Origin of the sequence: Streptomyces sp. NBC_01485, assembly GCF_036227125.1 — a bacterium.
Lineage (GTDB): Bacteria > Actinomycetota > Actinomycetes > Streptomycetales > Streptomycetaceae > Streptomyces.
This window is the reverse complement of sequence record NZ_CP109435.1, coordinates 2,886,179-2,907,530: the sequence shown is the minus strand read 5'-3', so window position 1 is coordinate 2,907,530 and position 21,352 is coordinate 2,886,179. Positions and strand designations below refer to the sequence as shown.

Here is a 21,352-nt window from a genome sequence, read left to right as displayed (position 1 = left end):
TACTTCCTCCTTGAGCAGCGTATGTGCTCATGCAGGGCGATGCTGACGGCAGGTCCCCAGGTGAGAGTCAGGCGGTGGAGAGGGAGACCAGTGACGGCGGTGACCCTGCCGGCGATTTGGTTGCGGATGCTCAGGCTCATGGGAACCTCGCGGAGGGGTTGCGGCGTGCCGAATTTCGACCCGCACGTCCTTCCGGTGGAACCGTCGCCGGCGGTACGCGCCCAGCGTCCCCCAGGCAGGGGCCCACGCGTGCGACGCGGGTACCACCGCCGGTGCGCGCCCGATGGTGCGTCGCCGGCCCTCACCGCCGGATGCGGTCACCGGTGAGCGGACGGGAGCACATCGGCAACCTGAGGTGCCGTCGGGAGAAAAGCCACGCCTGCACGGTGGGTGGCATGACCCTCCTTGCCGCAGAACCGGTTGCCACCGTCTCGTGCCGTGACGTGCCGTGGGCGCGGGCACGCGAACTGGCCCATGCGGCCCCTCACCCGCTGCCCGTACGACAGGTCCCGTTCGCGGACGCCGCCGGACTGACGCTGGCCGAGGGTCTGTGCACGCCGCAGCCATTGCCCGGCTTCGACACCGCGGCGATGGACGGCTACGCAGTCGGCCCCGGTCCTGGTCCCTGGCGGCTGGAGGGCGTGGTGCGCGCGGGTGCCGCCTGGGAGGGCGGGGCGCTGGCCGCGGGAGAGGCCGTCGAGATCTCCACCGGCGCGCCTGTGCCGCCCGGTGCGCGAGCCGTGCTGCCGCTGGAGCATGCCCTGCGCAACGCGGCGAGGGTGCGCGGCCCGGCTCCGGGCGAGGGCAAGCACATCCGGCGGGCGGGCGAGGACGCTCCGGCCGGGGCGTGCCTGGCACCGCCCGGGACCAGGATCGGCCCCGCCCTCATCGGCCTGGCCGCCGCCTGCGGCCACGACACCCTTCCGGTACGGCCCCGCCCCCGCGTGCGTGTCCTGGTCACCGGCGACGAACTCGTCCACACCGGCCGTCCTGACCCCGGCCGGGTACGCGACGCACTGGGCCCACTGCTGCCCCCGCTGATCGACACGATGGGTGGCGAGACGACCGACGTACGCCATGTGCCCGACCATCCCGCCGGGTCACTGGCCACCACCGTCCACGCCACGCCAGGCGCCGACGTCACGGTGGTGACCGGTTCCACCTCGGTCGGTGCCACCGACCACCTGCGGGTGCTGCTGGGAGAGAGCGGCGCCCGGTGGATCGTGGACGCGGTTGCCTGTCGCCCCGGTCATCCGCAGCTGCTCGCCCAACTCCCGGACGGCCACTGGATCCTGGGCCTGCCCGGCAACCCGTACGCCGCCCTGACCGCCGCACACACCCTGCTCGCCCCGCTCCTCGCGGGCCTGACGGGACGCCCGTTGCCCGCCCTGCCCCGCATCCCACTGACCGGCGACATCCGCACCGCCTCCGGGCGCACCCGCCTCCTCCCGGTCACCTGGGACGGCGCCACCGCACGCCCCGTCGGCGGCCACCGCCCCGCCTTCCTGCACGGCGCCGCCCTCGCCGACGCGCTGGCCGCCGTACCCCCGCACTGGAGCGCCGGCGACCCGGTGCCGCTGATCCTGCTCTCCTGAGCCCCTGGCCTCGTCTTTCAGGGCCGGAGCAGCTCGTGCCGCCAGCCGGTGCCGGTGGTGTCCCTGCGGTACATCACCCGGTGATGGACCCGGTCGACGCTCGCCTCCCAGAACTCCACCTCGGTGGGGGTGATGGCGTAGAGGGTCCAGGCCGGGGGGCACGGGACCTCGCCCGGGTAGAGCGCGTCGAGCCGTTCGAACTCGTCCGGCGCCGCCTGCCGGTCCGGGGTGGACCGGGTCGGTGGAGGTGGGCGGCGAGCCGGGAACCGCGCCCCCGCTCGGCGAAGTCCGTCTCCGAAGCGGTGCGGCCCTGGCCGGCCGCGGTGCCCACGATCCGTACCTGCCGACCGGTCACCGGCCAGTGGAAATGGGCCGCCACGTGCGGATTCGCGGCGATGTCGAGGCCCTTGCGGCTGTCGGGCGGGGTCGCGAAGAACAGGCGGTCGTCATCGATGTCCTTGACGATCAGGACCCGGCTGGACGGCACCCCCGACACATCGACCGTGCACAGGCTCATGGCGTGCGGTTCCGGCCGGCCCGCCGCGCCGGCTGCCAGGATCCACTCGCCGATCGCGGACAACGGGTTGTCCGGGAGGGCGTGCTCCTGGAAACGGCCGCCGCCCACGCCCGCGAAGACCGGAACCGACCTGAGCTTGCCGCGCATCGTCTCGGGCACGTGCAGGACACCCACCTCTCCCCGTGGCCGTTCTCGGTTGCCGAGAAACGATCTGGCAGCCTACCTTCGGGCCCATGGCGGACGACGAACCCACGCGCGCGGCCCGACTGCTGGACGCCCAGGCCAAGGCCGAACGGCTCTTCACGGAGATCGAGGGGCGCGGGCTCGTCGCGCCGGGTGAGGGTGAGCGGGCGGTCAGCGACCGCGTCCGGGACCTGGCGAACGAGCTGTTCGGCACGACCCGGCACTGGCACAAGCGGATCGTGCGCTCCGGACCCAACACGCTGAAGCCCTACCGGGAGAACCCACCGGACCGGGTCATCGGCGCGGACGACATCGTGTTCGCCGACTTCGGGCCGATCTTCGAGGAGTACGAGGCCGACTTCGGCCGGACGTTCGTGCTGGGCGACGACCCGGTCAAGCACCGGCTGCGCGACGACCTGCCCAAGGTCTTCGAGGCCGGCCGCCGCCTCTTCGAGGCCGCCCCCGACATCACCGGCGCGCGGCTGTACGCCGAAGTCGAGCGGCTCGCGAAGCAGGCCGGGTGGGCATTGGGCGGCTGGCACGCCGGGCACCTGGTCGGTGAGTTCCCCCACGAGAAGATCGACGGCGCGGACACGGAGTCGTACATCACGCCCGCCAACGACACCCCGCTGCGGCGAACCGACAGGGCCGGGCGCTCCTGCCACTGGATCCTGGAGATCCATCTCATCGACCGGGAGCGGGAGTTCGGCGGCTTCTACGAGGAACTGCTCACCCTCGGCTGATCCGTCACCCCGGCTTCGTCAAGGGCCAGCCAGACACGGTCGCGGGTCAGCGGGAGCTCCGTGAAGCGGACGCCGGTCGCATCCCGCAGGGCGTTGGCGAAGGCGGGGGCGACCGGATTGAAGGGGCTCTCGCTCATCGACTTGGCGCCCAACGGGCCGATCTCGTCCGCCGTCTCCATGAAATGCACCTCGGTGCGCGGGATGTCGGCGTACTGGGGGAGCCGGTAACGGCGGAAGGCAGCCGTCTCCACCGCGCCGTGCTCGTCGATGCGGACGTTCTCGAAGAGCGTCGCGCCCAGTGCCTGGGCTACGCCGCCCTCGACCTGGCCGCGGCACTGCATCGGGTTCATGACCTTGCCCGCGTCGGCGGCATGCACGCTGCGCAGGATGCGGATCTCTCCGGTGCCGGGGTCGACGGCCAGCCGGAACCACTGGGCGTTGAAGGCCACCGAGCGCGGGGTGCCGCCGAAGTGGCCGTCGGCGGCGAAGTGCATCCCGACCGCGTGGCCGGCGGCGTACAGCTCCTTCAGGGGCAGCCGTCCGCCTGGATGCAGCACCGCCTCCTCCGCCAGCCGGCAGTCGCCGCGCGGCACGCGCAGGTGGGCGGCGGCGAAGTCGAGGATCTGGTCGGCCAGGGCGCGGGAGGCGCGCAATGTCGCCTTGCCCGCGACCACCACGCCGGTCGAGGCGAAGGCGCCTGTGTCATGGCGCACGACGTCCGTGTCGGACTGGCGGACGGCGATCCGGTCGACGGTGGTGGCGAGTTCGCCCGCCGCGATCTGGCGGTGCACGGTGGTCGTGCCGTTGCCGAACTCGGCGGTGCCCACGGCGAGGTCGAAGCTGCCGTCCGGCAGCAGGGCGGCTCGCGCGTCGGCGATGTGGCCGCCGGGCGGGCCCGTGGCGATCATCGCCAGGGCCGCGCCCTCGCCGACCAGCCAGCCGTCGGGGACGGGTTCGGTGGCGGGCTCGGCCTGGGCCTTGCGCACGATGCCCAGGCACTGGTCGAGGCCGTAGCTGGCGATGTAGAGGTCCTCCTCCTCGCCGCCCGCGGTGATCATCGCCTCGCCCGGCCCGATGATGTTGCGGGCCTTGAACTCCAGTGGATCCAGGCCGAGTCGGCGCGCGAGTTCGTCCAGCGCGGACTCGACGGCGAACATCACCTGGCCGAGGCCGTAGCCCCGAAAGGCACCGGCCGGGACCGTGTGCGTGTAGACGGAGTAGGCGTCGACCTTCTTGTGCGGGGCGCGGTAGACGGCCGTCGACTCGCCGACGCTGTGGAACATCACCGCCGGACCGTGGTTGCCGTACGCACCGGTGTTGGACACCACCCGCAGTCGCAGCGCGGTCAGCGTGCCGTCCCGGCGGGCGCCGACCTTCACGCCGATGGTGAAGGGGTGCCGGGTGGTCGCGCCGTAGAACTGCTCGGCACGGGTGTACTCCAGCTTCACCGGCCGCCGTAGCCGCAGGACGGCGAGGGCCACGATGTCCTCGACGAGCATCTCCTGCTTGCCGCCGAAGCCGCCGCCGACCCGGCCCGCGACCACCCGGACCTTGTCGCGGGGCAGGTCGTACAGGGCGCACAGCGCGCGGCGGGTGAGGAACGGGGTCTGCGTGCTGGAGCGCACGACAAGCCGCTCGTTCTCGTCCAGCCAGGCCACCGCCCCGTGCGTCTCCAGGCTGGCGTGCTGTACGCGCTGAGTGCGGAATGTCTCCTCGTACACGGCGTCCGCCTCGGCGAACCCGGCTTCTACGTCGCCGATCTCGCCGTGCGCCTCACCCACGACGTTGTCACGGGGGCGGGCGATGCGAGCCGTCGCGGGGTCCTTGTCGTGTACGACCGGCGCACCCGGCCGCATCGCCTCCTCCGGGGTGAGGACGGCGGGCAGGACGTCGTACGTCACCCGGATACGACGGCAGCCCTCCTCGGCCGCCGCCTCACTGTCCGCGACGACGGCCGCGACGCGCTGGCCGATGTGGCGGACGGTGTCGTCGAGGACGCGGGTGTCGTCCGGGTCCTCCGTCGGGTGTTCGTGGCGGGCGGTGGAGAAGTGCCGTTCGGGGGCGTCGTGGTGGGTGTACACGGCGTGGACGCCGGGCACGCACAGGGCCGCCGTGGTGTCGATCGCGAGGATGCGGGCGTGGGCGTGCGGGGAGCGCAGCAGCTTCATGTGCAGCAGGCCGGGGACGTCGAGGTCGAAGGTGTAGCGGGCGGTGCCGGTGACGACCTGGGGCCCGGCGGGGGCCGGCAGGTTGCGGCCCACGCTCTCACCGGCCTCCGGCGCCTCGACGTGACACACCCCGCGCACGGCGTCCTCGATGGCCCGGTAGCCGGTACAGCGACACAGGTTGCCCTTGAACGCCCTTGGCAGGTCGGCGAGTTGATCCTCGTCCAGGGCTGCCGTCGTCATCAGGAAACCGGCCGTGCAGAAACCGCACTGGAAGCCCTGTGCGTCGAGGAACTTCCGCTGCACGGGGTGGAGTTCGCCGCCGGGGGAGGCCAGGCCCTCAACGGTGGTGACGCTCCGGCCGTCGGCGCGGAAGGCCGGGTAGAGGCAGCTGTGCACGGGCTCGCCGTCCACATGGACCGTGCAGGCGCCGCAGTCCCCCTGGTCGCAGCCCTTCTTCACACCGAACCAGCCGCGTGCGCGCAGGTAGGTGCGCAGGCACTGGCCGGGGCCGGGTTCCTCCTCGTGGGAGCGGCCGTTGACCACGATCCTCATCGCGCCACCTCTTCGAGCTCCCGGCGGATCTCCTCCGCGAACCGGAACGTCATGTGCCGCCGCCACTCGGGCAGCCCGTGGATGTCGTCGAACCACTCGTCGTCCGCGACGGCGTCCCCGATCGCCTCCCGCAGCGCCTCGGCCGTCGGGGGCAGCGGGAACCACAGCCGTACCGGGCGGACCGTGGCGGCGGTGACCGTGACGGCCAGCGAGCCGTCCACGGGGTCCAGCGTGCCGATGACCAGCGCCCCGGAGCGGCCCAGCCCGTACAGCGACGCCTGCCGGAACGCCGTGCGGCAGGCGAGCGCGCGGGCAGGCAGGGTGACGGACCGCAGCAGTTCACCCTCGGCGAGGTCATTGCGGCCCGCACCGGTGACGAAGTCCGCGACGCGCACTCGGCGCCGTACGCCGTCCTGGGCCAGCAGCAGACACTCCCCGTCGAGCGCGGCCGTGAACGAGATCATCGGGCCGGCCGGGAGGGCGTTGCACAGGTTCCCGCCGACCGTCGCCATGTTCCAGATCTTGAAGGAAGCGAGGAACGCCCGGCAGCACTGCTCGAACAACGGCGCCGCCCGGACGTCCAGTCCCTTCGCGAAGCGCGACAGCTGAGCGACGGTGCAGGTGGCGGCGATCTCCACCGAGCCGTCCGCGAGGAGTTCCACCGGCGTCCAGCCGGTGCGGCTCAGGTCCACCAGACGCCTCAGGTGCGGCTGGGGCTCGGAGAAGAGAAACGTGCCGCCCCCCAGCCAGGCGTCGCCCGGCCGCCAGGGCGCGGGCTGCCGCGCGTCCCGGATCTCCACCACCGTGTTCAAATCCATGAGCACTCCATGAGCGTCAGTGAAGCAACCAGGACCCGGCCGGGACGACTGGTTCACAGCACGGAAACGCAGACGTTCCCGGCGGCGATCCTGGTGAATCAACCAAGAGGCATACCTTTTGTTTCACCTGGCACTTACTATGCGATTGTGCGCATTCACCTGGTGAATGTGAGGTGCGTGCCGGGTACGCGCCCCCGTACCCGGCCGCCGTACGAGGAGCCGGAGCACATGCGCGTCGAACACCTCCTGAAGGACGAGTCCCTCGGCCTGCGCCTGCTGTGGGCCGAGGACACGCTGCTGGGACGGGTGATCAGCGGGGTCACGGTCACCGACCTGGAGGACCCCGCCCGCTTCGTCCGGCCCGGCGAGGCGGTGCTCAGCGGCCTGGTCTGGTGGACCCCTCAGGACGGGCGGGGCAAGGCCGAGCGGTTCGTCTCCGCGCTGAAACACGCCGGCGCCGCCGTCCTGCTGGCCGGCGAGGAGACCCACGGCTCGGTCCCCGACGACCTCGTCGAGGCGTGCGCCCGCCACGACGTGCCGGTGGCAGGCGTACCGGCCCATGTCATGTTCCGCGCGATCACGGACACGGTGTATCTGCGGCAGTGGGGCGACCTCAGCCGCCGCCAGGCCCTCCCGGAGGCCCTGCGCGCCCGCCTGACCCGTCTCGTCACCCAGCAAGCCGCCCCGGAAACGATCCTCACGACCGCCTTCACCCACCTCGACCCGGCAGCCCCGGCCACCGCGTACCTGTTCACCGCCGCCGGGCGGACCGTCGCGGCCACACCGGGCGCCGCCGAGATCCCGGCCCGCGACGCGGCCGCCCTGCTGCGCAGCGAGACCGGAGCAACGGTGGCCGTCGAAGCCGACGCCGTCTCCCCGTACGAACGCCGACACCTGCACGTCCCGGACTCCGCGGCCGCACCGCCGCGCATGCTGCACGAGATCGCCGCGATCCTGGGCCTCTCCCAGGAGGCCCGGGCCCGGCAGCGCGACATCCAGCGCCAGGCGGCGGACGAACTCGGCGCCCTGCTCACCGATCCCGCGGCGGAGACCGCCGGGGTGGAGGCCGCACTGCGAACCTGCGGGCTCCCGGCCGAGGGCCCGTACCGGGTGATCGCCGCCGACACCGGCACGCGACGCCATGAGCAGGCGGAAGGGGCACTGGCCGAGGTCGTGGCCCATGCCCACGCCGGCGTAGGCCCTGCCGCAGTGGGACGTCTACCGGACGGCACCGCCTTCGCGGTGATGCCCGAGACGGCCGAAGCCCTCACCGGAAGCCTTCAGCAGATCTGGGCCCTGGTCCAGGCTTCCGCCCCCGCCATGCCCCTGCACGGCGGCACCGGGGCTGCCGCGTCAGGACCGCCGGACCTTTCCGGAGCACTGGCCCAGGCCTGCTACGCCCTCGCCTCCACCCGGACGACCGCGCCGAACGCCTCCGCCCTCACGGACGCCACGGCCCTCACCGGACTGCAAGCCCTGCTGACCGGTATACCGGCCGACGTCCGCACCGCCTACAGCCGCACCGTCCTGGGCCCCCTCCTCGCCCCCCACAACGCCGGCACCACCGCACTCCTGCAGACCCTGGAAACGTTCCTCGCCCACGACGGCTCCTGGGCCCGCACCGCGGAAGCCCTCCACCTGCACGTCAACACCGTCCACTACCGCATCCAGCGCATCGAACACTTCACGGGACGAAGCCTGTCCCGCCTCGACGACCGCCTCGACCTACGGGCCGCGCTCCTCTGCCACGCAGCCCCGACCGTCCCGGCCGTTACCGGCGGTCGACGTGCACGTTCGTCGACTTCACGCGCGCGGTGACCGTGACGCCGACGGCCAGTTCGAGCTCCTCGACCGCCTCCCGTGTCACGAGGGACACCACCCGATGCGGCCCGGCCTGGATCTCCACCTGCGCCACCACGTCGTCGACCGTCAGGGCCGTGACCACCCCGGTGAACGCGTTCGGCACCGACACCGGCGGCCCCTCCACCACGCTTCGCGCGTCCTCGGCCGCCCGCTCCTTGGCGAATCGCGCCAGCCCCACCCCGTCGACCACCCGGTTCCCCGAGCCGTCCCGCCCCACCGGCAGCCGTCCCGCGTCCGCCCACCTGCGCACGGTCTCCGGACTCACCCTCAACAGGCGCGCGGCCTGCCCAATGCTGTACGTCGGCACACCCGAAGCCTAGAGCCGCATCCCGGCCGTGGAGGACGATCATGCTGCTGCGCCAGCTGGAGTACCTCGTCGCGCTCGCCCGGGAACGCCACTTCGCCCGCGCCGCTGCCGCCTGCCACGTCTCCCAGCCCTCGCTGTCCGCCGCGATCCGCCGCCTCGAACACGAACTGGACGTACCGATCGTGCGGCGCGGCAGACGCTACGAAGGCCTCACGCCCGAGGGCGAGCTCGTCCTGGCCTGGGCGCACCGCATCCTCGCCGAACAAGACGCCCTGCAGCAGGAGTTGTCCGCCCTGCGCGGCGGCCTGACCGGCACCCTGCGCCTCGGCGTCGTCCCCACCGCACTGCCCGCCGCCTCCCTCCTCACCACCCCGTTCTGCGACCGGCACCCCAGAGCCAGGGTCTCCCTGGAGTCACTGTCCTCCGCCGACATCACCCACAAACTGACCGAGTTCGAGCTCGACGCGGCGATGACGTACCTGGACGACGACTCCCTGCGGCAGGTGCGCCGCTTCCCGCTGTACGAGGAGCGGTACGTGCTCCTCACCCCGGTCGACGGCCCGCTCGCCGACGTGACCCGGGCGCGCTGGTCGCAGGCCGCCACCCTTGCGCTGTGCCTGCTGAACCCGCGGATGCGCAACCGCCGCATCATCGACGAGTGCTTCGCCGCCGACGATGCCACCGCCACGCCCGCCATCGAGTCGGACAGCGTCGCCGGGCTCTACGCCCACCTGCCCGGTGGGCGCTGGTCCAGCGTCATCTCGCACGCCTGGCTGCACATGTTCGGCGTACCCGACGGCATGCGGGTGGTGCCCCTGGACGGCCCCGCGCACGGACCACGGGTCGGACTCGTCGTCGCCCGCAGCGAGCCGCAGTCCGTACTGGCGCAGGCGCTGCTCAAGGTGGCACGGGAGGCACGGGTACGGGACGCGCTGGACGCGTTGCTGCGGACGCACCTGGAGGGCGCCGGTCACACCTGATAGACGAGGGCTATCCCGGCATAGCGAGGTTCGCTTTGACCAGGGCATTCGGCCCCGGGGATCGTGAACAGCACTTACCGGCAACGCAGTTGAGGAGCCGTGACCATGGCCAAGGTGCTCTGCGTCCTGTACGACGACCCCACCGACGGACACCCCACCACGTATGCCCGGGACGACCTCCCCGCCATCGACCACTACCCCGGCGGCCAGACCGCCCCCACCCCCGACGCCATCGACTTCACCCCGGGCCACCTGCTCGGCAGCGTCTCCGGTGAACTCGGCCTGCGCGCCTTCCTGGAGAAGGCCGGGCACACCCTCGTCGTCACCTCCGACAAGGACGGCGACGGCTCCGTCTTCGACCGCGAACTGCCCGACGCGGACGTGGTGATCTCGCAGCCGTTCTGGCCCGCGTACCTGACCCCCGAGCGCATCGCCGCCGCGAAGAACCTCAAGCTCGCCGTCACCGCGGGCATCGGCTCCGACCACGTCGACCTCGACGCGGCCATCGCCCACGGCGTGACGGTCGCCGAGGTGACCTACTGCAACAGCATCAGCGTCGCCGAACACGTCGTGATGATGACCTTGTCCCTCGTCCGGAACTACCTGCCCTCGCACCAGGTGGTCCTCGACGGCGGCTGGAACATCGCCGACTGCGTGGCCCACTCCTACGACCTGGAAGGCATGCACGTCGGCACGGTCGCCGCGGGCCGCATCGGCCTCGCGGTCCTGCGCCGCCTCGCCCCCTTCGACGTGAAACTGCACTACACGGACCGGCACCGGCTGCCGCGCGAAGTGGAGGAGGAACTGGGCCTGACCTTCCACCCGACAGCCGCCGACATGGCCCCGCACTGCGACGTCGTCACGATCAACGCGCCGCTGCACCCCGAGACCGAGGGCCTGTTCGGCGACGCGCTGCTGGCCACGATGAAACGCGGCGCCTACCTGATCAACACGGCCCGGGCGAAGATCGTCGACCAGGACGCCGTCGAACGCGCCCTGCGGAGCGGCCAGTTGGCGGGCTACGCCGGAGACGTCTGGTACCCCCAGCCCGCCCCCGCCGACCACCCCTGGCGCACCATGCCGCACCACGGCATGACCCCCCACATCTCCGGCTCCTCCCTCTCCGCACAGGCCCGCTACGCGGCCGGCACCCGCGAGATCCTGGAGTCCTGGCTGGCGGGCCGCCCGATCCGCGACGCGTACCTGATCGTCGACGGGGGCGCCCTGGCCGGCACCGGCGCCCACTCCTACTCGGTCACCCACTGACGCGAACCACGGCGGCCACACCGGCGCCCCCAGATGCGGCCGGTGTGACTGCGCGCGGGTGCGGCATGGCCCTCGGGCATCTCTTGTGCATCACGTGGAGTCAGTCATTGATGCGAGGCACTTCGTCACGGCGTCGGCACCTCGAACCACCGACGTCGTGACGGAATGTCGGCCTGGCGGACACTGCTGACGACACGTATCCACCTGCACGGGGCGGCTTCAGTCGTGCCCGACACCGCGATCGGGTGCGCTCATGTCCCCCGTCCCGGGCGTGCCGTCGGCGATCCCGTAGCGCAGGTACACGGTGCCCTTCGGACTGGCTGCCGGCGGTTCGAGGAGTGTCAGGTTCGTGGGCACCGCGCCACCGTCGAACACCTTCTTCCCGACGCCGAGCGCGATCGGGTGCACCCAGAGGTCGAGACGGTCGAAGAGCTTCTCGCGCAGAAGGGTCTGCACCAGGTTCAGGCTTCCGACGACCTTCACGTGCTCGTGCCGGTCACGGATCTCGCGCACCGCCCCGGCCAGATCCGGGCCGAGCTGCGTCGACCCGGCCCACGAGAGGTCGGGCCTGCCGCGGGACGCCACGTACTTCGGGACGCTGTTGAAGAGCGTGGCGATCTCGTTGTCCTCGCCGCCCTCCTGGTGCGGCCAGTAGGCGGCGAAGATGTCATACGTGCGCCGGCCGAGCAGGAGGGCGTCCGTGCCCTCGTACGCGGCACCGATCTGCGCCCCGGCGACCTCGTCGATCAGGGGCGCCTGCCAGCCGCCGAACGGGAACCCCTCCGGGTCCTCGTCGGGGCCGCCGGGCGACTGCCCGACGAGGTCGAGGGTCGCGAACATCTCGATGTGGATGAGGCCCATGCCGTACTCCCGATGAGGTGGTTGTCCCGGTCGGGAGGTAGACCTGCGGGCGCCTGCAGACTCATCGCTGCGACGGCACCCGGCTTCGTTCTCGTCGACCGCCTCGACTGGTGCATCGGTCACCACCCTGGTCCGGCGGTGCTCGGGGGACCTTCAACCCATCTGACCTGCGGTGGAGCAGGTGATCGGGATTGCCGCTCGCGGTCCGGGCGGCTGCCCTGAGGGCCGATGCCAAGAGCCAGGGACCGTACAGGGGCCGGGACGGCGCGGCAATGGCCAGGCCGACGGTTTCTCCGGGCCGATTCGTTGTCCCATTTGCTGGTTGCGCGGCACGGGCTACTGTCCCCTGCGCGGTAGCCGAGTACCGGGCCGGCAGCGGAGGCGGCGCGGATGCCGTACGTCTGGTGCGCAGGCCGGGGTAGGGACTGGAGTATGGAAGCGGAGCGTTGGCATCCGATGTAGCCGGGCTCAGTTGCGGCCCCAGCCGGTGCCTCAACCCAGGCCGAGGGGCTCGCTGAGCCAGCCCCACTGGAAGATCGCCACGATGGCGCCGAACGAGGCCCCCGCTGCCAGCAGGTTCATGGCGGCCGCGGTGAGTGCGACGCCGATGCTGCGAGAGGCGCAGGACTGCCGCGCTCTCCTCCACGCCAGCGCACTCGGAGCCGGGTCACTCCCCACGGGGTTGGGTAGCCAACTCGCTGAGGCGCTGTGTACGAGCGCCCACACGATCCGCGAGCGCCTTGCCAGTCTGAAACGGGCCTGCCCAGGGAGCCGTCGAGCCGCCGCGGATCAGTCGAACCAGTCCGGATCCGCAGCGGCTATGTGCGCGGCGAGGACGGCCGGGTCGCGGTGGGCTTCGTGGAGGAGGACACCCAGGCGCCGCAGCGCCTCGGCGTCCTTGCCGTGGGCGACGAACATACCGGCCTCGCAGTCGTAGGCGACGAGGTCCGCCAGCTCCGGGGTGCGGGACCGCACGGCGGAGCGGGCGACGGCCTCCCAGTCGTAGCCGCCGCCCTCGTGGCCGTGCTCGTCGAACACTGCGCCGGTGGCGTCCATGCCGTCGCTCAGGATCAGGCCATAGGTGCCGGGGGCGTGATCGTACGCAAGGAACACCAGAGGGGCGATGCTCTCGCGGTCGGTCGTCTCGGTCGTCATCGGGCAATCCTAGAAGCGGGGTGCGACATTCGGGGAAGGGGAGGGGCGATCTCCGGCGGTCCTCCCGACCTTCCGCCAGATCCACTTTCGAAACACGCTCCAGTGCTGCACTGCGGAAGTTCCGCCGATGAGTTTCCGGTGGTTGTGCCGTCTACCCGTCGACGAAGGGAGCGCACCATGCGCAAGATCATCGTTTGCACGTTCCTGACGCTGGACGGCGTCATGCAGGCGCCGGGCGGTCCGGACGAGGACGCCGAGAGCGGCTTCGAGCACGGCGGCTGGCAGAAACCGGTGGACGACGACGAGGTCGGCACGGCCATCGCCGGCTGGTACGAGCACTCCGACGCGATGCTGCTCGGCCGCAAGACGTACGAGATCTTCGCGTCGTACTGGCCGACCGCCGATCCCGGCAACCCGTTCACCAACCGGATGAACAGCATGCGCAAGTACGTGGCGTCTCGGACCCTGACGTCCGTCGAGTGGCAGAACTCCACGCTGCTGGAGGGCGACGTCGTCGATGCCGTACACAGGCTGAAGGCGTCCGACGGCGGCAACGTCAACGTCGTCGGCAGCGGCGACCTCGCCCAGACCCTCATGCGGCACGGCCTCGTCGACGAGTACCGGCTGACCATCCATCCGGTGATCATCGGTACCGGCAAGAGGCTGTTCGCCGACGGAGCGATCCCCACTGCGCTGGAGCCGGTCAGCGTCTCGACGACGAAGGGCGGCACCGTCGTCGGCGTCTACCGGCCGAACGGAAAGCCCAGCTACGACAGCTACTAGGCGGTCTCGGAGTCATACGTCTTGTCGGCCAGGTCCATGTCAGGACTATGTCTGGCCTGGTGCGGGCCCGTCCACGGCGGCGGGGAACGCGCAGGCGTGCCATCACTTCCATGAAGGCGGGCGCGTCGCCGCCTGTCCGGCGGTGAGATGGAAGACCGGCGGCCGGCAGCGGTTGTCGGCGGCAAGGTGGATCTTCGTGGTCGGTCCGCCGCGGGACGGGCCGACGGCATGGTCGTCCGGCTCGCCGGCCGGGTCCCCTTTTGCGGGCCCCGGCCGCGTGCTGGTGAGCCCGCACGGGCCGGGGAAGGGCGTAGCTCTCCTCGGGGACGGGCTGAGCTGCGAGAACGCCGTTCTGGGGGATGGTGGCGTGGTCGGGTCTCTACCGTGGGGGTGGAGGAGGCGATGCTGCCTCGGTCCGGGCTTCCCATGCCACCGGTGAGGACGGGTGGACGGGTGGCACTGCCGGAGTGGCCTCTCGGCCTTCTCGGCCGACGATTCCCGACGGGGTTGTTGGACGCGGCGGTGGTTGAAAGCGCACCATGGGTCCGTGGAGCTCGCCCGTGAGTCTCCTGCCGGCCGGGCTCCGAGGACTTCTTCGGACGACGGGACACGGGCCATGGAGCGCGACAGCACCCTCGATTACACCGCCTCAGCTGTCATCGATGAGCGGGGCGTCGTGACGGGCTGGAGCGAGGAAGCCCACCGTTTTCTGGGCTTCTCAGCCGCAGAGATCGTGGGGCGGGCAGCCACTCTCCTGCTGGCGGAGTCCCTTTCCGAATCGGCACTGCGATCGTTCCCGGACGAGCTCCGTTGGCACGGTACGGTCCGGCTGCGGCATCGCGACGGCCGGGATGTGGAAGCAAGATTGCTGGTCCATCGCCGGTCGTTCGACGGCCAGGGGCAGGGCGAGTGGCTGGTCGTAGCGCCTGTCATGGGCGAGGCCGGTTCCCCGTACAACGGGGAACCGCTGATGGAGCAGGCCTTCCTCCAGGGGCCGTGCGCTGCCGCGATCTACGACAGCGGCAGGCGTCTGCAGCGGGCGAACGCGGACATGGAACAGGCGCTCGGGCTCGCGCAGGAGGACATGCGTGGGCTGCGTGTGTCGGAGATCATCCTTCACCCCCACATCGAGGAGACCGACAAGGCCATACGTGAGGTGCTGGAGACCGGCGAACCACAGCATCGGGAGAACTTCCTCCCGACGCCGGGCCGGAGTCGCCAGCAGGCGTGGGCCGTGTCCATCGTCCCGCTGCGAGCGGAGGACGGCCAGGTGAAGGCGGTATGTCTCGCCGCGCACGACGAGTCCCGGCAGTACTGGGCGCGGCAGCGGCTCCAACTGCTCAACGAGGCCAGTGCCGACATCGGCAGCACCCTCGACGTCGTGCGTACCGCACAGGAACTCGCCGACGTGGCCATTCGAGGGCTCGCGGACTTCGTCAGCGTCGACATGCTCGGCCCGCGCGAGAACGGCGGTGAGCCGACCTCACGCGTGCGGACGGAACGCGTCGGGCCAGTCACCCTCCGCCACATCGCCAAGGCCGCTGCCACCGAAAGCTGCCCCGAGATCCCCCTCGTCGTCGATGACCTGGAAACATACGCGGAGGATTCGCCACAGGCCGAGTGCCTGTCGACCGGGCGGACCGTCTCGCGAACGCTGGCGGAGCCCGACTCCGCCGAAGGCCGACGGCAGACACAGGACGCGCCGCACGGCGCCGGGCAGCGCTTCAAACTCCACTTGATGGCGGTGCCCATGCGGGCCCGTGGTGTGACGCTGGGAGTGACGGTCTTCGGACGCCGCCGGTTCCAGGAAGCGTTCGACCCTGACGACCTGCTCCTGGCGGAAGAGATCACGGCACGCGCCGCGGTCTGCATCGACAACGCCCGCCGCTACACCCGGGAGCGGAGTACCGCGCTCACCCTGCAGCGAAGCCTTCTGCCACGACGGTTGCCCCGGCAGGCGGCGGTCGAGGTCGCGTCCCGTTATCTGCCCGCCGGCGCACAGGCCGGCGTGGGCGGCGACTGGTTCGACGTCATCCCGCTCTCCGGAGCCCGGGTGGCGCTGGTGGTCGGTGATGTGGTCGGCCACGGGATCCAGGCGTCCGCGACGATGGGCCGTCTCCGTACGGCGGTGCGCACCCTGGCCGACGTGGATCTCCCTCCTGACGAACTGCTGACCCATCTCGACGACCTGGTCACCCACCTCGCGGACGACGTGTACGACGCCGATCCCGATTCCGGCGCCACAGCCACAGCCACAGCCACAGCCACAGCCACGGACACAGTCACGGACACAGAAACCGCTGGTGATGTCGGGGCCACGTGCCTCTATGCGGTCTACGACCCGGTCTCCCGCCGTTGCACTCTGGCCCGTGCGGGCCATCCGCTTCCCTTCACGGTCACGCCGGAGGGAACCGCCGAGCTTCTCGGTCTCCCGGCCGGCCCGCCGCTCGGCCTGGGAGGCCTCCCCTTCGAATCGGCCGAAGTGGAGCTGGACGAGGGCAGCCTGCTGGTCCTCTACACCGATGGACTCGTCGAGGCCCGTGACCGTGACATCGACGACGGCCTCGGCATTCTGCGCCAGGCGCTCACCCGGCCGGCCCAGTCCCTGGACGAGGTGTGCGACGCGGTGCTCGCGGCCCTGTTGACCGATCGCCCACAGGACGACATCGCCCTGCTGATCGCCCGCCCCAAGGCACTCGACGCCGGGCAGGTGGCCACCTGGGACATAGCGGCCGACCCCAGATCGGTGGCCCAGGCGCGCAAGGACGTCTCCGCCCAACTGGCCGAGTGGGGACTGTACGAGACCGTCTTCACCACCGAACTGGTGGTCAGTGAGCTGGTCACCAATGCCATCCGGTATGCCGAACCGCCCATTCAACTGCGCCTCATCCACGACCGCACGCTGATCTGCGAGGTTTCGGATGCCAGCAACACAGCCCCGCACCTGCGCCGTGCGCGACTGTTCGACGAGGGAGGCCGCGGGCTCCTGCTCGTCGCCCAGCTCACCCAGGGCTGGGGAACCCGCCAGTCGTCCAATGGCAAGACCATCTGGGCCGAGCAGGTGCTGCCCGTTGTGTTTCCGGACCCGGCCATGTTCGTCACGGCCGGGGAAGAATAGGGCCCGTTGGACGTTCTGGGTGCGGTGGGCGTAGGCGGTGGCCGATGGACCGACGTCGTTGACCGCGCCGCCCACCGAACGGAACTGCCCCGTCAACTCCGTTTGACGCAGCGGCGAAGCCCCCTGCGTCCGCTGGCCCGATCCTGGCGATCACGGCGCTGTGCCTCGGCGCAACTCCAGGTCAGGCCTCCTGCAGCCCAGGGACAGGGAGCTCGCCCGAGCCCCGGATGATCAGACGGGTGGGGACGGTGATGGTGCGGGCGCGGGTGCGGTCGCCGTCGAGGCGGGTCAGGGCGGTGGTCGCTGCCGTTCTGCCGAGTTCTTCCGCGTCCTGGGCGACGGAGGTCAGGGCCGGTTCGAGTGCCTCGGCGAGCGGTACGTCGTCGAACGCGACGACGGCGACGTCCTTGCGCTTGCTGCGGGCCAGTTCGGCGACGATGCCCAGCGCCATGATGTTGTTGCCGGCGAACAGGGCCGTGGGGGGATCGGCCAGGCCGAGGAGCTGGGCGGTCGCGGCCTCGGCCCCTCGCTGGTCGTGGGCGTTGGCGACGAGCGAGCGGTCGTCGGGGATGCCGGCTTCCTCCAGGGCCGAGCGGTAGCCGGCCAGACGTTCACGGCGGGTGTACAGCTTCACGGGCAGGTCGCCGACGAAGCCGATGCGCCGGTGTCCGTGGGCGAGAAGGTGGGCGACGCCGTCGTGGGCGCCGGCCCGGTTGGAGCTGACGATGCTGTCCGTGGCGAGGCCGACTCCGGGTCGGTCCAGGAAGATCACGGGCAGTCCCGCCGTACGGTGGGACTTGAGGTGGGAGTGGTCGGCGCCGACGGACGGAACGACGATCAGGATGCTGACGCGGCGGGCGAGGAACTTGTCCGTCAGGGCGCGTTCGCGCTCGGGGTCGTCCGCGGAGGAGCCCATGAGCAGGGTCAGTCCGCGTTCGCGGACGGTGTCCTCGATGGCGCGGGCCACGGCTCCGAAGAAGGGGTTGGCGAGGTCGGGGATGACCAGGCCGATGGTGGTGTCCGGGCCGCCGACGCGGATGTTGCGGGCCATGAGGTTCGGCTGGAAGCCGAGCTTGGCCACTGCGGCGAGTACCTGTTCCCTGGTCTGCGCGGAGGCGGGTCCGTCCTCGTTGAGGACCCGGGAGACCGTCTTGGCGCTGACGCCGACTTCTCGGGCGACGTCGGCCAGGGTGGGGCGGCGGTTCGCTGCCATGGAGGAAACCGTCTCCTGAGGGCTCTCGGTTCCGGCCTCGGCCTCGGCCGGAATCTGTGAGAGCGGGGTTGTGCTGTCAGGTGGCCTGGACTCCGGCGGCCTTCGCGGCCTCCGAATCCGCTACGACAGTATCTCCGGCCGCGTCGACGGTGAGAGCGCCGGTCATGATGGCGACGACCTCGGCCATGGAATAGTCGGAGGGCTTGATCACGGCGGCGCGCCGGCCGAGGCGGTGGACGTGGATCCGGTCGGCGATCTCGAAGACGTGCGGCATGTTGTGGCTGATCAGAACGACCGGCATGCCCTTGTCCCGGACCCGGCGGATCAGGTCGAGAACCTGGCCCGACTCCTTCACGCCGAGGGCGGCGGTGGGTTCGTCCATGACGACGACGCTGCTGGCCCAGGCGACGGAACGGGCGACCGCGACGGCCTGCCGCTGTCCGCCGGAGAGCGTCTCCACCGACTGCGTCAGCGAACGCAGGCCGATCTTCAGGTCGGCCATGTGCTCGGCGGCCTCCTGACGCATGCGCTTCTTGTCCAGCATGCGGAAGACGCTGCCGAGGACGCCGGGGCGGCGCAGCTCCCGTCCGAGGAACATGTTGGAGGCGATGTCCATGGAGGCGGCCACGGCGAGGTCCTGGTACACCGTCTCGATGCCGTGGGCGCGGGCGCTCTGCGGGCCGGAGAAGGCGATGGGCTCGCCGCCCAGTCGTATCTCGCCCGCGTCGGGGGTCACCGCGCCGGTGAGGGCCTTGATCAGGCTGGTCTTGCCGGCGCCGTTGTCGCCGATGACGGCGAGGACCTCGCCGGGGAGCAGGTCGAAGTCGGCGCCGTCGATGGCGGTGACCTGGCCGTACCGCTTGACCAGGCCGCGGGCCTGCAGCACGGGCGTGGGGGAGGATGTGGCGGTCATCGGGCCTTCTTCCGGGAGAGCTGGTCGACGGTCACCGCGAGGATCACCAGGACGCCGGTGATCAGGGTCTGGTAGATGGAGGCGACGCCCATCAGCTGGAGGCCGTTGCGGAACACACCGACGATGAGGACGCCGATGAAGGTGCCCAGGACCGAGCCGCGTCCGCCGAAGAGGCTGGTGCCGCCGAGGACCACGGCGGTGATGCTGTCGAGGTTGTCGGTCTGCCCCGCCTGCGGGTCGCCGACTCCGGTGCGGGAGATGAGCAGCAGGGCGGCGATGCCGTACAGCAGACCGGCGACGGTGTAGATGCCGATGGTGAGGCGGGAGGTACGGATGCCGTTCAGCCGGGCGGCCTCGGCGCTGTTGCCCAGGGCGTACACGTGCCGGCCCCAGCCGGTGTTGCTCAGCGCGTAGGCGAGGAGGAGGAACAGGGCGATGGTGACGAGGGAGCCGTACGTGATGTCCGTGTGGCCCAGCGGGAAGGTCTCCCCGAGGGCCGTCAGCGGGCCGGGCAGGTCGGTGACCGTCTGCTCCTCGGAGTAGATGTGGGTCAGCGCGAACGCCACGTTGAGCATGCCGAGGGTGACGATGAACGGCGGCAGCGGGATCTTCTGCACCAGCAGCCCGTTGAGCAGCCCGAATCCGCCGCAGACGACCAGGCCCAGCGCGATCGCGACGAGCGGCGGTACGGATCCCTCGGCCGCCATCTTGGCGATCACGATGCTGCCGAACGCCATCACGGCCCCGCACGACAGGTCGATCCCCGCCGTGAGAATGATCAGGGTCTGTCCGATGGCGAGGATGCCCACGACCATGACCTGCTGCACGATCAGCGAGAAGTTCCCGCCGGTCAGGAACTGGTCGCTCGAGAAGGAGAAGAAGGCGCAGGCCAGGAGGAGGGCTGCCAGGGGTCCGGTGGTCGGCGCCGTGAGCAGTCTGCGGGCCGTGGTCGGTGCCTTGAGCTCCGAGTACGGCGTTGTCGTGGCTGTCATGCGAAGTCCTTGTCGGAAGACAGATGTCCCTTGTCGGAGGACGAGGGCAGAAGCCCCGCCGACGGGACAAGGAGGGCGGCCGTCCCTGGCTGGGGAGGTGGGGCGGCCGCCCCGCTGAGGGGAGTGGCGGTGTCGTACGGTCCTTGGGCTGTCGTCACCTTCTCGCCTGCCTCGGGCGGACGACGGGAAGGTGACGACAGGCCCTGGGGGGCTCAGCCCCAGCAGTTCTCCAGGCCGTAGGCGGTGTCCTTCGACGTGACCCCGGTCTGCGCCTTGTCGGTGATCAGCGTGACGCCGGTGTCGGTGTAACCGGACGCCTTCTTGCCGCCCTTGGCGTACGTCACGACCGCCTTGACGCCCTCGGCGGCCATCTTCAGCGGGTACTGCTGCGAAGTCGCGGCGATCTTGCCGTCCTTGACGGCCTGGGTGCCGGTGCAGCCGCCGTCGACGGAGACGATCAGGACGTCCTTCTCCCGGCCCTTGGCCTTCAGCGCGGTGTACGCGCCCAGGGCCGCCGGTTCGTTGATGGTGTAGACGACGTTGATGTCGGGCTCCTTCTGGAGACAGTTCTCCATCGCCGTCTGGCCCTTGGCCTGGTCGCCACCGGTGTCCTGGGCGCACACGACGTCCTTGTCGGTGGCGCCGAAGCCCTTCAGGAAACCGTTGTGCCGCTGGACGCCGACGGAGACGCCCGGCGCCAGGTCGAGGGCGGCTATCTTCGCCGTCTTGCCCTTCATGGCGGCCTTGGCGTACTCGCCGATCAGCTGGCCGGCCTTGAGGTTGTCGGTGGCGAAGAGAGCGTCGACCGCGCTCTCCGGATCGGTCGGCGTGTCCAGCGCGATGACCAGAACACCCTTGTCACGGGCCTTCTGGATCGCGGGCACGATCGCCTTGGAGTCGCTCGGGGTGATCAGGATGCCCTTCACCCCGGCGGCGACCATGTTCTCGATGGCGGTGACCTGCCCGGCGTTGTCCCCGTCGAACTTGCCTGCCGCGGTGGACAGTTGGGCACCGTTCTCCTTGGCGGCCTTCTCCGCGCCCTCCTTCATCTTCACGAAGAACGGGTTGGTGTCGGTCTTGGTGATCAGACCGACTTTCGCCTCGCCCGAGCCCGAGCCGGAGCCGGAGCCGGAACTCGACGATCCGGACCCGGACCCGGACCCGGAACCGGACCCGCAGGCCGTCAGGGTGAGTGCCGCGACGCCCGTGACCGCGGCGGCTCGGAGGAGGGACGAGGACAGGCGACTGGTGCGAGGCATGATCGACTCCTGTGGGATAGCGGGCGGCACGGGGGTTGGGATCAGAGCATGCTGCCCGAGGTGTCA

General features: G+C 70.9%; 18 protein-coding genes and 1 pseudogene. 7 read left to right on the top strand and 12 right to left on the bottom strand.

What is annotated here, in order from left to right:
- The first annotated feature begins 395 nt into the window (after positions 1-395).
- On the top strand, positions 396-1,595 hold the full coding sequence (locus tag OG352_RS13365; protein WP_329216952.1) for a molybdopterin molybdotransferase MoeA: 1,200 nt from the start codon (positions 396-398) through the stop codon (positions 1,593-1,595).
- 17 nt (positions 1,596-1,612) lie between these two features.
- On the opposite strand, the gene OG352_RS39980 is transcribed toward OG352_RS13365, so the two are convergent.
- Positions 1,613-1,714 carry a pyridoxine 5'-phosphate oxidase C-terminal domain-containing protein gene (locus OG352_RS39980; RefSeq protein WP_443072246.1) on the bottom strand — a complete coding sequence of 34 codons (102 nt, stop codon included), beginning with the start codon at positions 1,712-1,714 and terminating at the stop codon, positions 1,613-1,615.
- Entirely contained in the window at positions 1,669-2,286 is a 618-nt protein-coding gene (locus OG352_RS13360) for a pyridoxamine 5'-phosphate oxidase family protein (protein ID WP_329216951.1), read from the bottom strand. The genes OG352_RS39980 and OG352_RS13360 overlap by 46 nt, the downstream gene beginning before the upstream one ends.
- 59 nt (positions 2,287-2,345) lie before the next feature.
- Here OG352_RS13360 and OG352_RS13355 point away from each other — a divergent pair, with 59 nt between their 5' ends.
- Positions 2,346-3,038 carry a M24 family metallopeptidase gene (locus OG352_RS13355; protein ID WP_329216950.1) on the top strand — a complete coding sequence of 231 codons (693 nt, stop codon included), beginning with the start codon at positions 2,346-2,348 and terminating at the stop codon, positions 3,036-3,038.
- Here OG352_RS13355 and OG352_RS13350 read toward each other — a convergent pair.
- Positions 3,011-5,758 carry a molybdopterin-dependent oxidoreductase gene (locus tag OG352_RS13350; RefSeq protein ID WP_329216949.1) on the bottom strand — a complete coding sequence of 916 codons (2,748 nt, stop codon included), beginning with the start codon at positions 5,756-5,758 and terminating at the stop codon, positions 3,011-3,013. The genes OG352_RS13355 and OG352_RS13350 overlap by 28 nt on opposite strands.
- On the bottom strand, positions 5,755-6,576 hold the full coding sequence (locus OG352_RS13345; protein ID WP_329216948.1) for an FAD binding domain-containing protein: 822 nt from the start codon (positions 6,574-6,576) through the stop codon (positions 5,755-5,757). Before OG352_RS13345 ends, OG352_RS13350 begins: the two co-directional genes overlap by 4 nt.
- 228 nt (positions 6,577-6,804) lie before the next feature.
- Here OG352_RS13345 and OG352_RS13340 point away from each other — a divergent pair, with 228 nt between their 5' ends.
- Complete coding sequence (locus tag OG352_RS13340; protein WP_329216947.1) at positions 6,805-8,394, top strand: PucR family transcriptional regulator; 1,590 nt, start codon at positions 6,805-6,807, stop codon at positions 8,392-8,394.
- Here the strand turns inward: OG352_RS13340 and OG352_RS13335 are convergent.
- Positions 8,348-8,746 carry a TOBE domain-containing protein gene (locus OG352_RS13335; RefSeq protein WP_329216946.1) on the bottom strand — a complete coding sequence of 133 codons (399 nt, stop codon included), beginning with the start codon at positions 8,744-8,746 and terminating at the stop codon, positions 8,348-8,350. The genes OG352_RS13340 and OG352_RS13335 overlap by 47 nt on opposite strands.
- A gap of 41 nt (positions 8,747-8,787) precedes the next feature.
- Between OG352_RS13335 and OG352_RS13330 the strand changes: the two genes are divergently transcribed.
- Positions 8,788-9,726 (top strand): LysR family transcriptional regulator, encoded by a 939-nt coding sequence (locus OG352_RS13330; protein WP_329216945.1) that lies wholly within the window; start codon positions 8,788-8,790, stop codon positions 9,724-9,726.
- A 105-nt stretch (positions 9,727-9,831) separates the two neighbouring features.
- A complete protein-coding gene (locus tag OG352_RS13325; RefSeq protein WP_329216944.1) occupies positions 9,832-10,992 on the top strand; it encodes an NAD-dependent formate dehydrogenase in 1,161 nt (386 codons plus the stop codon).
- A gap of 219 nt (positions 10,993-11,211) precedes the next feature.
- Here the strand turns inward: OG352_RS13325 and OG352_RS13320 are convergent, their stop codons facing one another.
- Together OG352_RS13320 and OG352_RS13315 are read right to left on the bottom strand one after the other, a co-directional pair.
- The gene (locus tag OG352_RS13320; RefSeq protein ID WP_329216942.1) at positions 11,212-11,853 is read right to left on the bottom strand and encodes a dihydrofolate reductase family protein; all 642 of its coding nucleotides are present in this window, start codon (positions 11,851-11,853) and stop codon (positions 11,212-11,214) included.
- Positions 11,854-12,642: 789 nt separating this feature from the next.
- Positions 12,643-13,008, bottom strand: a complete 366-nt coding sequence (locus OG352_RS13315; RefSeq protein ID WP_329216941.1) for an Imm51 family immunity protein — start codon at positions 13,006-13,008, stop codon at positions 12,643-12,645.
- A gap of 177 nt (positions 13,009-13,185) precedes the next feature.
- Here OG352_RS13315 and OG352_RS13310 point away from each other — a divergent pair, with 177 nt between their 5' ends.
- A complete protein-coding gene (locus tag OG352_RS13310; protein WP_329216939.1) occupies positions 13,186-13,791 on the top strand; it encodes a dihydrofolate reductase family protein in 606 nt (201 codons plus the stop codon).
- 117 nt (positions 13,792-13,908) lie between these two features.
- On the opposite strand, the pseudogene OG352_RS39975 reads toward OG352_RS13310, so the two are convergent.
- Positions 13,909-14,086, bottom strand: a pseudogene (locus OG352_RS39975) (IS5/IS1182 family transposase); the annotation flags it as partial.
- A gap of 321 nt (positions 14,087-14,407) precedes the next feature.
- On the opposite strand from OG352_RS39975, the gene OG352_RS13300 reads away from it, so the two are divergent.
- Complete coding sequence (locus OG352_RS13300) at positions 14,408-16,909, top strand: SpoIIE family protein phosphatase (RefSeq protein ID WP_329216938.1); 2,502 nt, start codon at positions 14,408-14,410, stop codon at positions 16,907-16,909.
- A 181-nt stretch (positions 16,910-17,090) separates the two neighbouring features.
- Here the strand turns inward: OG352_RS13300 and OG352_RS13295 are convergent, their stop codons facing one another.
- The 4 genes from OG352_RS13295 to OG352_RS13280 form a co-directional block, all read right to left on the bottom strand.
- A complete protein-coding gene (locus OG352_RS13295) occupies positions 17,091-18,122 on the bottom strand; it encodes a LacI family DNA-binding transcriptional regulator (protein WP_329216937.1) in 1,032 nt (343 codons plus the stop codon).
- A gap of 76 nt (positions 18,123-18,198) precedes the next feature.
- Positions 18,199-19,035 carry an ATP-binding cassette domain-containing protein gene (locus OG352_RS13290; protein WP_329216935.1) on the bottom strand — a complete coding sequence of 279 codons (837 nt, stop codon included), beginning with the start codon at positions 19,033-19,035 and terminating at the stop codon, positions 18,199-18,201.
- The gene (locus OG352_RS13285; protein WP_329216933.1) at positions 19,032-20,027 is read right to left on the bottom strand and encodes an ABC transporter permease; all 996 of its coding nucleotides are present in this window, start codon (positions 20,025-20,027) and stop codon (positions 19,032-19,034) included. Before OG352_RS13285 ends, OG352_RS13290 begins: the two co-directional genes overlap by 4 nt.
- 212 nt (positions 20,028-20,239) lie before the next feature.
- Positions 20,240-21,286 (bottom strand): sugar ABC transporter substrate-binding protein, encoded by a 1,047-nt coding sequence (locus tag OG352_RS13280; RefSeq protein WP_329216932.1) that lies wholly within the window; start codon positions 21,284-21,286, stop codon positions 20,240-20,242.
- Positions 21,287-21,352 lie beyond the last annotated feature (66 nt).

Excerpts from the sequence above, each read along its gene's own strand:
- OG352_RS13365 (WP_329216952.1), top strand. The coding sequence starts at position 396 with ATGACCCTCCTTGCCGCAGAACCGGTTGCCACCGTCTCGTGCCGTGAC.
- OG352_RS13355 (WP_329216950.1), top strand. The coding sequence starts at position 2,346 with ATGGCGGACGACGAACCCACGCGCGCGGCCCGACTGCTGGACGCCCAG.
- OG352_RS13350 (WP_329216949.1), bottom strand. The coding sequence starts at position 5,758 with ATGAGGATCGTGGTCAACGGCCGCTCCCACGAGGAGGAACCCGGCCCC.
- OG352_RS13345 (WP_329216948.1), bottom strand. The coding sequence starts at position 6,576 with ATGGATTTGAACACGGTGGTGGAGATCCGGGACGCGCGGCAGCCCGCG.
- OG352_RS13340 (WP_329216947.1), top strand. The coding sequence starts at position 6,805 with ATGCGCGTCGAACACCTCCTGAAGGACGAGTCCCTCGGCCTGCGCCTG.
- OG352_RS13330 (WP_329216945.1), top strand. The coding sequence starts at position 8,788 with ATGCTGCTGCGCCAGCTGGAGTACCTCGTCGCGCTCGCCCGGGAACGC.
- OG352_RS13325 (WP_329216944.1), top strand. The coding sequence starts at position 9,832 with ATGGCCAAGGTGCTCTGCGTCCTGTACGACGACCCCACCGACGGACAC.
- OG352_RS13320 (WP_329216942.1), bottom strand. The coding sequence starts at position 11,853 with ATGGGCCTCATCCACATCGAGATGTTCGCGACCCTCGACCTCGTCGGG.
- OG352_RS13315 (WP_329216941.1), bottom strand. The coding sequence starts at position 13,008 with ATGACGACCGAGACGACCGACCGCGAGAGCATCGCCCCTCTGGTGTTC.
- OG352_RS13310 (WP_329216939.1), top strand. The coding sequence starts at position 13,186 with ATGCGCAAGATCATCGTTTGCACGTTCCTGACGCTGGACGGCGTCATG.
- OG352_RS13300 (WP_329216938.1), top strand. The coding sequence starts at position 14,408 with ATGGAGCGCGACAGCACCCTCGATTACACCGCCTCAGCTGTCATCGAT.
- OG352_RS13295 (WP_329216937.1), bottom strand. The coding sequence starts at position 18,122 with ATGGCAGCGAACCGCCGCCCCACCCTGGCCGACGTCGCCCGAGAAGTC.
- OG352_RS13290 (WP_329216935.1), bottom strand. The coding sequence starts at position 19,035 with ATGACCGCCACATCCTCCCCCACGCCCGTGCTGCAGGCCCGCGGCCTG.
- OG352_RS13285 (WP_329216933.1), bottom strand. The coding sequence starts at position 20,027 with ATGACAGCCACGACAACGCCGTACTCGGAGCTCAAGGCACCGACCACG.
- OG352_RS13280 (WP_329216932.1), bottom strand. The coding sequence starts at position 21,286 with ATGCCTCGCACCAGTCGCCTGTCCTCGTCCCTCCTCCGAGCCGCCGCG.